Below are 11,854 nucleotides of genomic sequence, written 5' to 3'. Positions count from 1 at the left end.
ATTGCAGTTGACAGCTTGCGAGCCATCTGCATTTGTCTGACAATAGATAAAAAACAGGGACGTGAATTTTTAACAGCCATCAGCAGCCAACAAAGACCAGCGACTCAGGGAGGAGTATGACATGAAGAGAATGCTTGTTTTGGGCGCATTCGCGGCGATGCTCGCGTCAGGTACCGCGCTTGCCGACACGAGCGGCAAGAAAATCGCTTTCTCCAACAATTATGCCGGCAATTCGTGGCGCCAGGCGATGCTCGACAGCTACGGCATCGTCACCAAGAAGGCGGTCGAGGACAAGGTGGTCGCGGCCGCCGATGTCTTCACCACGGCCGACAAGGAAGTGCCGACGCAGGCCGCCCAGGTGCAGAACCTGATCCTGCAGGGCTATGACGCGATCGTCATCAACGCCGCCTCGCCCGATGCGCTCAACGGCGCTATCAAGCAGGCCTGCGACGCCGGTATCGTCGTCGTCTCCTTCGACGGCATCGTCACCGAACCTTGCGCCTACCGCGTCGTCGTTGACTTCAAGGACATGGGCAAGCAGGAAGTCGAGCAGATGGCCAAGTTCCAGCCCAAGGGCGGTAACCTGCTGGAGATCCGCGGCCTTGCCGGTACCTCGATCGACGACGCCATCCATGCCGGCATACTCGAAGGCGTCGCCGCCCATCCCGAGTTCAAGATCGTCGGTTCGGTCACCGGCGACTGGGACCAGACGACGGCGCAGAAAGCAGTCGCGACGATCCTGCCGTCATTGCCCGACATCGTCGGCATCGTCGACCAGGGTGGCGACGGCTACGGTGCGGCGCAAGCTTTCGCCGCCGCCGGCAAGCCGCGCCCGACCATCATCATGGGCAACCGCCAGGATGAGCTGAAGTGGTGGAAGGAGCAGAAGGACAAGGACGGCTACCAGACATGGTCGGCTTCGATCGCGCCCGGCGTCTCGTCGCTTGCCTTCTGGGTGGCGCAGCAGGTGCTCGACGGCCGCACGGATATCCCGCACGACCTTTTGGTGCCGTATCTCGCCTTCACCCAGGACGATTTCGAGGCCGCGCTGCCGAAGATCAAGGAGGGTGGCGTCGCCACGCACGAATACACGCAAGAAGACGCGATCGCGGCTATCAAAGCCAACATCAAGTGATGACGGACACGTTGCCGCCGGCATCGCCGACCGGATATCGTTGAGCATGCTCAAGGCGAACACCGACATCATCAGATTGGACGGCGCCGAAAAACATTTCGGCGCCGTCCGCGCACTCTCCGGCGTCGACTTTCATGTCGGCGCCGGCGAATGCGTTGGCCTCGTCGGCCATAATGGCGCGGGCAAGTCAACGCTCATGCATATGGTGGCGGGCACGCTGATGCCCGACAGCGGCCAGATCGCCGTGCGTGGCGGCATCGAGGAGCATTATTCGGTGCCGCGTGCGCTTGAGCTCGGCATACGCTGCGTGTTCCAGGAACTGTCGCTCTGCCCCAATCTCAGCGTCGCCGAAAACACGCGTATCAACCATGCCTCGCTCAGCGGCTTCGGCTGGCGGCGCAAGGCGGCCGATCTCATCGCCGCCAAGCTCGACGAGATCTTCCCGGGCCACAGTATCTCGGCGGCCGACATTGCCGGCGACCTTTCCATCGGCAGGCGGCAGATGGTGGAGGTGGCGCGCGCTTTCACTGTGACGCAGGATCCACTCGAACTGGTCATCCTCGACGAGCCGACATCCTCGCTCGATGCGCATACCGCCGGCCAGTTGCTGGCCTTCGTCCGGCGCTTCGTGGCCAGTGGCAAAAGCTGCATCCTGATCTCGCATCTGCTGGGCGAGGTGCTCGGGAATGCCGACCGCATCGTGGTGATGCGCGACGGCAAGGTCGTCGCGTCCGATGCGGCGAAGGCTTTCGACCGCGACAGGCTGGTTGCCACCATGGGCGGCACCGAGGCACAGCAGAGGGCCGCGACCGAAACCGCCAAGGCCGAGGCTGGTCCCTTGCGGGTCCGCGCCCGTCCCGCGCGGCAGGAAGACGGCAAGGAGCTGGTGGCGTATGCCGGCGAGATCATCGGGCTGGCCGGACTTGCCGGACATGGCCAGACCGACCTGCTGCTGGCGATCTTTGCCGCGGCGTCGCGTGCCAAAGCCGGCATCGAGGTCACCGCGCCGGTGGCGCTGGTGGCCGGCGACCGCCAGTCGGACGGGATCTTCCCGCAATGGTCGATTGCACAGAACATCGGCATCCGCTCGCTGGCGCGTCTGCGCAACGGTTTGCTGATCTCGCCGCAGCGCGAAGCCGAACTCGCCAGCTTCTGGCGGGAGAAAATCGGCATCCGCACGCCAGACATGAACAACAACATTTTCTCACTGTCCGGCGGCAACCAGCAGAAGGCGCTGTTTGCCCGAGCACTCGGTTCCGACGCCAGGATCGTGCTGATGGACGACCCGATGCGCGGGGTCGATATTGGAACCAAGCTCGAGGTCTACGAGCTGGTGCGCGAAGAGGCTCGCAACGGCCGCACTTTCCTCTGGTACACAACCGAAACCGAAGAGCTCGACAATTGCGACCACATCCATGTCTTCAAGAACGGCCGGATCGTCGCCAATCTTCGCCGCGACGAGCTGACGGAGGAAAAGATCATCCAGTCCTCATTCGGCGACGCGGCCTGAGATGACGATTGTCTCATTGGGAACCAGTCCGAAGAATTCCTCGGCGCGGGGTGCTGCGCGGGCGCGCATGCTGCGCGGCCTGCTGCCGGCCCTGTCGCTGGTGCTGGTGCTCATCGCGATAGCCTGGCTCAACCCGCGCGCCATCAGCTATTTCGGCTTCAGCCTGATGCTCAACCTGGCGATCCCGATCGCGCTGGCGACGATTGCGCAGATGTTCGTTATCGCCGGCAATGAGCTGGATCTCTCGATCGGTACCTTTGTCGGTTTCGTCGGCTGCGTCACGGCGACATGGTTGAAGGATGCGCCACTCATCGGCGTTCTGATCCTGCTCGGATCGATCGGCGTTTATGCGCTGCTCGGCGCGCTGATCCATCTGCGCAATTTGCCCTCGATCGTGGTGACGCTGGGCATGAGCTTCGTCTGGCAGGGGCTGGCCATTCTCGTCCTGCCGAAGCCCGGCGGCAAGGCGCCGGACTGGCTGCTGTCCTTGATGGCGTTCAAGCCGCCCTTCATCCCCTTCCCGATCATCGCAGCGTTGCTGATCGCGGCGGTCGTGCATTTCGGCCTGATGCGGACCTCCTATGGCGTGATCCTGCGTGGTTCGGGCGGCAATGCCGCGGCACTCGAACGCGCCGGCTGGTCGCTGCTTCGCACCAGGATCGTCCTGTTCGCACTGGCCGGCCTGTTCGGCGTGCTGTCGGGCATGGCGCTGATCGGTATCACCACCTCGGCCGACGCCAATATCGGCAATGGCTATACGTTGCTGGCGATCGCCGGCGTCATCCTTGGCGGCGGTGAATTCGTCGGCGGCCGGGTGTCGCCGATCGGCGCGGTGCTCGGGGCGCTGACACTGGCGCTCGCCGCCTCGCCTTTGCTCACCTTCATGCATATTCCACCCGACTGGCAGGTAGCAGCCAATGGCGCCATCCTGATCATCGTGCTGGCGGCGCGGGTGCTGATCAGCCGCAGGGAGAGGTGAACGATGGCCTCGCTGCGGATATGGCTCGCCAAGCCCTGGATCTGGTCCTTCATCGGCGCGGCTCTGGTTTGGCTGGCGACCATCGCCTTCACCGGCGGCTATGGCGGCGGCGGCATGATTACGGCGGCATTGTCGCTTGCCGTGTTCACCGTCATCGTCGGCGTCGGCCAGATGTTCGTCATCACGCTCGGGCCGGGCAATGTCGACCTGTCGCTGCCGGCCAATATCGGCCTTGCCAGCGCCGTCGCCATGAAAGTGATGGACGGCAATGATGCGATGATCGCCGTCGGCCTGCTGGCGGCGCTCGCCTGCGGCATGGCGATCGGCGCCGCCAACTATCTCTTGATTTGGGCGCTGCGCATTCCACCGATCATCGCCACACTGTCGGCCAGCTTCATCATCCAGTCGATTGACATCAGCTATGGGCGCGGCCTGCAGATCAAGCCGCCGCCTGGCTTTGCCGATTTCACCAACTGGCAGATCTTGGGGATTCCGGTTCTGGCGATCCTCACGGTGCTGTTCACCATAGGTGCGGCGATCGCGCTGCAGCGCATGATCTATGGCCGCTCGGTGCTGGCGATCGGCCAGAACATCCGCGCCGCCTGGCTGGCCGGCGTCAATGTCGGCCGCATCCGCTTCCTCACCTACACGCTGTCTGGCGCACTCGGTGGCCTCGACGGGGCGCTGCTTGCCGGATATTTCCGCGGCGCCAATGTCGATATCGGCAATGAATATTTGCTGGCCTCGATCGCCGTGGTGGTCATCGGCGGCACCTCGGTGGCGGGCGGCAAGGCCAATGTGCCGGGCGTCTGGGGCGCCGCATTGTTTCTTGTCTTGTTGCTGACCATGCTCAATACGTTTGGGGTCAGCGCCGGCGTGCGGCTGGTGCTGACCGGACTGATCATCGTCGGGGTGATTACGGCCGCGGGTGGGGAGAAGGCGTTGCGCTGAGGGCGCCTGCTTCCATTGATCCAGCGCTGGCAGAATACCGGCCTCGCCGGAAATCCGGTTCCAATCGGGATACTGGCCCTGTAAACACCCGCAGGCGCGGTTTGCTATTGCGGGAGGTTCTGCTTGTCCGATTTCGTCAGCGTTACAAATGACGGCAATGTCGCCATAGTCACCATCGACAATCCGCCGGTCAACGCGTTGAGCTTTCATGTCCGCGAACCGCTTATGCAGGCGCTGGTCTCCTTGCGGGATGATCCGTCGGTTGATGCCATCGTCATTGCTTGTGCCGGCCGGACCTTTGTTGCCGGCGCCGACATCACCGAGTTCGGCAAGCCGGTACAGCAGCCCGATCTGCGCGCCATCGTGGCCGTGCTGGAGACCATCGCCAAGCCGACGGTCGCCGCCATCCACGGCACGGCGCTCGGCGGCGGCTTGGAACTGGCGCTCGGCTGCCATTTCCGCATCACCGATGCCGGCGCCAAGCTCGGCCTGCCCGAGGTGAAGCTCGGCCTGCTGCCGGGCGGGGGCGGCACGGTGCGGCTGCCGCGCCTGGTCGGCGCGGTGAAAGCGCTCAGGATGATCGTGTCCGGTTCGCCGATCGGTGCGGATGAGGCGCACGCTGCCGGTCTCGTCGATGCCGTCTTCGAAGGCGATCTGACCACGCATGCCGTGAATTTCGCCAGGGAAATCGCCCGCAAGGGTGGTCCCTTCACGCCGGTACGCGATCGCAACGACGGGCTTGGGGAAACCGACCTGGTGAGCTTCGACGCCGAGGCAGCGGATCTCGCCAGGAAGGCGCGAGGCCTCGAAGCCCCGATGGCCTGCGCGCAGGCGGTCCGCAATGCCATCACGCTGCCCTTCGACGAAGCGCTGACAGCGGAGCGCGCGCTGTTCCTGAAATTGGTGGGAGGTGATCAGTCGCGCGCGCAGCGGCATCTGTTTTTCGCTGAACGTGAGGCGGCAAAGATTCCCGGCAAAGATCTTTCACGGCGCAAGATCGCCCGTGTCGGCGTCATCGGCGCCGGCACGATGGGCGGCGGCATCGCCATGGCCTTCGCCAATGGCGGCTACCCCGTCACCTTGCTGGAAACCGGCGGCGCGGCGCTGGAACGCGGCTTGGCGACGATCGACAGGAACTATGCCGTTTCCGTCGCGCGCGGTTCGTTGAGCGAAGAGGCCAAGCGCCGCCGGCTCGGCCTGTTCAAGGGTACGACGGATTATGGCGATCTCGCCGATTGCGACCTGATCGTCGAGGCGGTGTTCGAGGAGATGGCGGTCAAGCAAGATGTGTTCGGCAGGCTCGACGCAGTGGCCAAATCGGGCGCGATCCTGGCTACCAACACCTCTTATCTCGACGTCAACGAAATCGCCGCCTCCACCTCGCGGCCGCAGGATGTGCTTGGCCTGCATTTCTTTTCGCCGGCAAATGTCATGAAGCTGCTGGAGATCGTGCGCGCGGAGAAGACCGCGCCGGACGCGCTGGCGACGGTCGTCGAGCTGGCGCGGCGCATCGGCAAGGTGCCGGTCGTCGTCGGCGTCTGCCATGGTTTCGTCGGCAACCGCATGCTGGCCGCGCGCGGCGCCGAGTCCGAGGCGCTGCTGCTGGAAGGCGCGACGCCCAGCCAGATCGACCAAGCGTTCACCGGTTTCGGCTGGCCGATGGGGCCGTTCCAGATGGGCGACCTTGCCGGCCTCGACATAGGCTGGCGCAACCGCAAGGCACGCGGCCAGACAGCCGCGATCGCCGATGCGCTGTGCGAACAGGGGCGTTTCGGCCAGAAGACCGGAAGGGGTTTCTATCTCTATGAGAACGGTTCACGCGTACCGGTTCCCGACCCGGAAGTCGAAGCGCTGATCCGTGCCAAGGCCACCGAAAAGGGCATCGCGCCGCGTATGATCGGCACTGACGAGCTCATCGAGCGCACGCTCTATCCCCTGGTCAACGAAGGCGCCAAAATCCTCGAGGAGAAGATCGCCGCCCGCCCCTCCGACATCGATGTCGTCTGGGTCAATGGCTATGGCTTTCCGGTCGGCAAGGGCGGGCCGATGTTCTGGGCCGGCCTCGAAGGGGCGGACAAGATCGTCGCGCGGCTGGAGCATTGGCACGAGCGGACCGGCAAGGATGTGTTCAAGCCGGCCCCGCTGCTTAAGACGATGGCTGAAACCGGTTCCTGGGAGGCCGGCGCAACTGTCTGATCGCGCGATGAGTGGTGAGGCTAGAGCTGGATACGTTCAAATCGAACCAGGCATCCCGCTCTATCTGCTTGTTTAGCCGCATTTGTGTGATGCCAGTTGATTCTACTTGGCCGCAAAAATGCTCTGGGGAATCATCGGATCCGCGCGTCGATGATCTCGACGAAGCGCGCGAAGAGACCGGCCTGAGACTTGATTTTCAGCTTGCGGTAGATATTGCGGCGGTGAACCTTCACCGTTCCCGGCACGATCCGCATGGCCCTGGCGATCGATTCCGTGGAATGGCCCTGCAGCACCAGGTCGACGACTTGCTTTTCGCGCGGCGTCAGTGAAAGGCTCTTCCAGATGTGGGCGCGGTCGAACTCATGGGCCGGAGCGATCGCTTCGTATTGTTTCGTCCTCGCCGGGTCGTCATTCGGAAGAGCCGGCCAACGCAGCCTGACGAAACCGATCACAGCCGGCGCCATATCGCGCAGCAGCCTGGCTTCGGCGGTTCCGAATGGCCCTGAAGCGCGCAATCGCATCAGCGACAGCACCAGCGCATCCTTGCCCGGCAGCGGCACGAAGAAGCCAACCTCCTCGGCCAGCTTGGTCTGGCTGTAGTAGGAGCGGTAATATTCGCTGGCATAAAAGCGGTCAGGCGCCAGTTCGCGCATGCGCCAAAAACCTTCCTTGCGCTCGACCGCCGCGTGATGGAACGGATCGAGCAGATAAGGCCCTTCCTGGTACAGCGCCACGAAGACGTGGTTTTCGGCCGGAGAGAATGTCTCGAACAGCAGCGGCGGGCGAGAGGCGCCGCGATAGCCGAAGATCACGCAGTGATCGAAACGGACATGCTGCCGCAGCCAGGCGACCATTGCCTTGCCGAAAAGATCGCCGCTCGTTTCCCGTGTCATCGCGATGAGTGTAGCGAGCTGGCTGTATTCGTCGCTGCGGGACACGTTCAATCCATACCCCTTTGAACGAGAAAATTGATCGAATATACCACCTGCGAGGTATATACTAGCCGCCATTGGCTCTGCTAGCGTTTCGATATTAGCTGGAGCCCGCAGCCTTGACCGCAGTGCCCGACATCGAGTTTCGCGGCGTCACCAAGCGCTATGGCAGCGTGACCGCCGTCAGCGGCATCGATCTCGCCATCCCGCCTTCCGCTTTTGTCGCGTTGCTCGGACCATCAGGCTGCGGCAAGACGACTTGCCTGCGCATGATCGGCGGCTTCGAACAACCAAGCGAAGGCGCGGTGTTCATCCGTGGCCGTGACATGGCCGGCACGCCGCCCTATCGGCGGCCCGTCAACATGGTGTTCCAGCAATATGCATTGTTTCCGCATCTGGATGTCGAGGACAACATCTCCTACGGATTGCGCCAGGCAAGGCCGCGACTGTCGACGCGCGAGATCACCTCAAGGGCAGGCGAGGCGCTGGCCATGGTGCGGCTTGCCGGCTACGGCCGCCGCAAGATCCATGAACTGTCTGGCGGACAGCAGCAGCGCGTCGCGCTCGCCCGTGCGCTGGTCAACAAGCCGGCCGTGCTTTTGCTCGACGAGCCACTGGCCGCCCTCGACAAGAAGCTGCGCACCGACATGCAGATCGAATTGCAGAACCTGCAGCGCGAGATCGGTATCACCTTCGTGCTCGTCACCCACGACCAGGAAGAGGCGCTGTCGATGAGCGATTTCGTCTGCGTCATGAATGGCGGCCGCATCGTCCAGCTTGGACAGCCGAGCGAGATTTATGACGAGCCCGCCGATCTCTTCGTCGCGGACTTCGTCGGCAAGACCAACCTTCTGAGCGGCAAGGTCGCCGGGCGGTCGGGTGACCTCGTCGACGTGGCGCTTGCCAATGGCACCGTGATTGCCGCGCGCAGGCGGGTTCCGCTCAGCCAGGGCGACACCGTATCGGTCAGCCTGCGTCCTGAAATGCTCAGCCTTGGGCCGCCCGGAAACGGCAGCCTGAGGGGTATTGTTCGCAACCGCATCTTCCTAGGGTCCACCGCCGAATATGCGATCGAGGTCCAGGGCATCGGATCACTGCTTGCCAAGGCCGATCACCAGATCGGTCAGGGCAACCTCTTCAAGCCGGGCGAACCCGTCGCCATCGGCTTTGCCGCCGGGGCGCCGCTGGCGTTTCCGCAACCCAAGAACAACGGGACCAACCAGAGGGAAAACCAACATGTCGAAATCATATCGTGACGGACTGCCGATAAGCCCTGACAAATTCGTCGATCAGTTGATGCGTCTCAAGCGCGGTTCCATCGGCCGGCGCGAATTTCTCGGCCTCACCGGCCTTGGCGTTGCAACGGCGGTGATGGCGCGCGAGATCGGCCTCATGCCGACGCCGGCCTTTGCCGCGGAAAACCTGGGCGATCGCATGTCGATCGCCACCTGGCCCAACTATCATGACCCGGCGACGTTCGAGAATTTCAAGAAGGATACGGGCGTTGCCGTCGAGGTGAACGTGTTCGGCTCCAATGAGGAGATGCTGGCCAAGCTGCAGGCCGGCGCTTCGGGCTGGAGCCTGTTCGTGCCGACCAACTACACGATTTCCACCTACAAGAAGCTCGGCATCATCGAAGCGCTCGATATGGCCAAGCTGGCGAATTTCGACGGTTCGCAGGAGGATCCGCGCTTCACTTCGGAAGGTACGATCGACGGAGTGACCTATGCCGTGCCGAAGAACTGGGGCACCACCGGCTTTGCCGTCAACACCAAGAAGCTCGCCAAGCCGATGACCAGCTGGAAGGAGTTCTGGGACACCGCGATGGCCGAAGGCGACGGCCGTACCATGGTGCACGACTACCAGCTCACCACGATCGGCAACGCGCTGAAATATTACGGCTTCTCGTTCAATTCGCTGAAGCCGGACGAACTCGCCAAGGCAGAGGAACTGCTGTTGAAGGTCAAGCCGCACCTCTTCGCGGTCTCCAGCGACTATCAGCCGTCGATGCGTGCCGGCGACGCCTGGATGACGATGTGCTGGACCAATGACGGGGCGCAACTCCACCGCGACATTCCCGAGATCGCCTATGTGCTCGGCAAGGAAGGCGGCGAGATCTGGACCGACTTCTACGCCATTCCGAAGGATGCGCCGAACAAGCCCGCCGGCTATGCTCTGCTCAACTATCTGATGACCCCGCAGGTCGCGGTGAAGGAACACCTGGCCAATGGTGCGCCGTCGACCGACGCGCGGGTCAACAAGCTGTTGCCCAAGGAGGTGCTGGACAACCCGATCCTCTACCCGGCGGCCGACCTGCTGAAACCGCTGGAATTCGGTGCGGCGGCGACATTGACCGATCCGGGTCGCGCCGAACTGATGGCACGCTTCAAATCGGCCTGAGCCAAGCGGCCACGGGCACGATGCGGACAGCTACCGGCGGGCAGACGCCCGTCGGCACCGGGGCGGTTTTTCAATGCACGGCAACAGGTTTCGGCACAATCTTCTGACTGCTTTGCTGCTCGGCCCGGCGACCGCGTGGCTGGTGGTGTTCCTGGTGCTGCCATTCATCGCGATCACCGTCTTCAGCGTTGGCGAGCGGGCACCGGAAGGCGGCTATCAGGCCGCCTTCACGCTGGCGCAATATGCCAACCTGCCGGCGCGCGCGACCGCCTTCTGGAATACGATGGTGCTGGCGCCGGCAGGCGCGCTTGCCTGTCTGCTCGTCGCCTATCCGGTTGCCTATTATCTCGCCTTGCGCGCGCCGGAGCGGTGGCGGCTGATCCTGCTTGCGCTCGTCGTCATCCCGTTCTGGACCAGCCTTTTGATGCGCACCTATGCCTGGATGTATGTCCTGGGCGGACGCGGAATACCGGCGCTTTTGGCCTATGTCGGGATAGAGGATATCAGGCTGATCAACACGCCGGGCGCGGTGCTGCTCGGCATCGTCTATGGCTATCTGCCGCTGATGATCCTGCCGATCTATGTCAGCCTCGAGCGACTTGACCGCCGGCTGCTGGAAGCTTCCGCCGATCTCGGCGCGACGCCGGTCTCGACCTTCCTCGGCGTGACGCTGCGGCTGTCGTTGCCCGGCGTGATGACCGGTTTCTCGCTGGTGATGATCCTGCTGCTCGGCGAATACCTGATCCCGACGCTGCTTGGCGGCGGCAAGGTCTTTTTCATCGGCAACGCGCTGGTCGACCTGTTCCTGCAGTCACGCAACTGGCCGTTCGGATCGGCCATCGCCATCACGCTGGTTCTGGTATCGGTGGTGGTGCTGATTGCCGCCAACCGTATCTCGACCCGGCTCTCGGGCGCTCGCCGGGTGGATCTGATCTGATGCGCGCCTTCGTCGTTGCGGTCTTTTGCTTCCTGTATTTGCCAATCGCGCTGGTCGTGCTGTTCTCGTTCAACGCCGGCCACCATGCCAGCGAGTTAACCGGCTTCTCGGTGCAATGGTACGGCAAGGCATTGTCGAATCCGTTCCTGGTCGAGGCGCTGAAGAACAGCCTGTTCATCGCCACCACCAGCGCCTTGCTCGCAGCGCTATGCGGCACGGCGGCGGCACTTGGCCTGCAGCGGGTCGGCGCGCGGACCCGGGCTGTCTTCGACGCGTTGCTCGGCGCGGCTATCGTCGTTCCGGGCGTTGTCATCGGCATCTCCACGCTGGTGGCGCTCGTCCAGCTGTTCGGGGTCGTCAATCCGTTCCTGGCCTCGCTGTGGCCAAACGATCAGCCGCCCCGCCTGGCGCTCGGCTATGGCTCGATCATCGCCGCGCACGGCCTGTTTTCGATGGCGCTGGTGGCGATGATCGTCGGCACGCGTCTCGGCAGTCTCGACCGCAATCTGGTCGAAGCATCGAGCGATCTCTACGCCACCCCGCTGACGACATTCCGCTCGATTGTGCTGCCGCAGATCATGCCGGCGGTGATCGCCGGCTTCCTGCTCGCCTTCACCTTCTCCTTCGACGATTTCATCGTCGCCTTCTTCGTGGCGGGCGCGCAGACGACATTGCCGATCTATGTCTTCGCCTCGATCCGGCGCGGGGTGACGCCGGAAATCAACGCCATCGCGACGATCGTGCTCGTCGCCTCGGTTCTGCTTGTGGTGCTTGCCCAATGGCAGTTGCGCCAACGAAAACCATCGCACTGAGA

At 63.3% G+C, this 11,854-nt stretch carries 10 protein-coding genes; 9 read left to right on the top strand and 1 reads right to left on the bottom strand.

The features are described from left to right. Positions 1-121: 121 nt before the first annotated feature. The 5 genes from OHD62_RS16195 to OHD62_RS16175 all read left to right on the top strand — a co-directional run bounded on the left by OHD62_RS16195 (position 122) and on the right by OHD62_RS16175 (position 6,771). On the top strand, positions 122-1,135 hold the full coding sequence (locus OHD62_RS16195; protein ID WP_263783777.1) for an ABC transporter substrate-binding protein: 1,014 nt from the start codon (positions 122-124) through the stop codon (positions 1,133-1,135). Positions 1,136-1,181: 46 nt separating this feature from the next. Beyond that, positions 1,182-2,645, top strand: a complete 1,464-nt coding sequence (locus tag OHD62_RS16190) for a sugar ABC transporter ATP-binding protein (protein WP_263783776.1) — start codon at positions 1,182-1,184, stop codon at positions 2,643-2,645. Between the two features lies 1 nt (position 2,646). Further along, on the top strand, positions 2,647-3,624 hold the full coding sequence (locus OHD62_RS16185; RefSeq protein WP_263783775.1) for an ABC transporter permease: 978 nt from the start codon (positions 2,647-2,649) through the stop codon (positions 3,622-3,624). Between the two features lie 3 nt (positions 3,625-3,627). Further along, positions 3,628-4,575 (top strand): ABC transporter permease, encoded by a 948-nt coding sequence (locus OHD62_RS16180; protein WP_263783774.1) that lies wholly within the window; start codon positions 3,628-3,630, stop codon positions 4,573-4,575. Positions 4,576-4,698: 123 nt separating this feature from the next. Beyond that, positions 4,699-6,771, top strand: coding sequence for a 3-hydroxyacyl-CoA dehydrogenase NAD-binding domain-containing protein (locus OHD62_RS16175; RefSeq protein WP_263783773.1), 2,073 nt, complete (start codon positions 4,699-4,701; stop codon positions 6,769-6,771). A gap of 131 nt (positions 6,772-6,902) precedes the next feature. On the opposite strand, the gene OHD62_RS16170 is transcribed toward OHD62_RS16175, so the two are convergent. After that, on the bottom strand, positions 6,903-7,664 hold the full coding sequence (locus OHD62_RS16170; protein WP_412177388.1) for a helix-turn-helix domain-containing protein: 762 nt from the start codon (positions 7,662-7,664) through the stop codon (positions 6,903-6,905). A 158-nt stretch (positions 7,665-7,822) separates the two neighbouring features. On the opposite strand from OHD62_RS16170, the gene OHD62_RS16165 reads away from it, so the two are divergent. From OHD62_RS16165 to OHD62_RS16150, 4 genes are all read left to right on the top strand, one after another. Further along, on the top strand, positions 7,823-8,959 hold the full coding sequence (locus OHD62_RS16165; RefSeq protein WP_263783772.1) for an ABC transporter ATP-binding protein: 1,137 nt from the start codon (positions 7,823-7,825) through the stop codon (positions 8,957-8,959). Beyond that, entirely contained in the window at positions 8,940-10,103 is a 1,164-nt protein-coding gene (locus tag OHD62_RS16160) for an ABC transporter substrate-binding protein (RefSeq protein WP_263783771.1), read from the top strand. The genes OHD62_RS16165 and OHD62_RS16160 overlap by 20 nt, the downstream gene beginning before the upstream one ends. 73 nt (positions 10,104-10,176) lie before the next feature. After that, entirely contained in the window at positions 10,177-11,040 is an 864-nt protein-coding gene (locus OHD62_RS16155; RefSeq protein WP_263783770.1) for an ABC transporter permease, read from the top strand. Beyond that, complete coding sequence (locus OHD62_RS16150) at positions 11,040-11,852, top strand: ABC transporter permease (protein WP_263783769.1); 813 nt, start codon at positions 11,040-11,042, stop codon at positions 11,850-11,852. The genes OHD62_RS16155 and OHD62_RS16150 overlap by 1 nt, the downstream gene beginning before the upstream one ends. The last annotated feature ends 2 nt before the right edge of the window (positions 11,853-11,854 follow it).

Source organism: Mesorhizobium sp. YC-39 (genome assembly GCF_025753795.1).
In the GTDB taxonomy this organism is placed as follows: domain Bacteria; phylum Pseudomonadota; class Alphaproteobacteria; order Rhizobiales; family Rhizobiaceae; genus Mesorhizobium.
Note: the sequence above shows the minus strand (reverse complement) of the source record. Positions and strands in the feature narration are given on the sequence as shown.

Bases quoted from the DNA above. Each gene is read 5' to 3' on its own strand.
- OHD62_RS16195 (WP_263783777.1), top strand. From the start codon at position 122: ATGAAGAGAATGCTTGTTTTGGGCGCATTCGCGGCGATGCTCGCGTCA.
- OHD62_RS16190 (WP_263783776.1), top strand. From the start codon at position 1,182: ATGCTCAAGGCGAACACCGACATCATCAGATTGGACGGCGCCGAAAAA.
- OHD62_RS16185 (WP_263783775.1), top strand. From the start codon at position 2,647: ATGACGATTGTCTCATTGGGAACCAGTCCGAAGAATTCCTCGGCGCGG.
- OHD62_RS16180 (WP_263783774.1), top strand. From the start codon at position 3,628: ATGGCCTCGCTGCGGATATGGCTCGCCAAGCCCTGGATCTGGTCCTTC.
- OHD62_RS16170 (WP_412177388.1), bottom strand. From the start codon at position 7,664: ATGACACGGGAAACGAGCGGCGATCTTTTCGGCAAGGCAATGGTCGCC.
- OHD62_RS16160 (WP_263783771.1), top strand. From the start codon at position 8,940: ATGTCGAAATCATATCGTGACGGACTGCCGATAAGCCCTGACAAATTC.
- OHD62_RS16155 (WP_263783770.1), top strand. From the start codon at position 10,177: ATGCACGGCAACAGGTTTCGGCACAATCTTCTGACTGCTTTGCTGCTC.
- OHD62_RS16150 (WP_263783769.1), top strand. From the start codon at position 11,040: ATGCGCGCCTTCGTCGTTGCGGTCTTTTGCTTCCTGTATTTGCCAATC.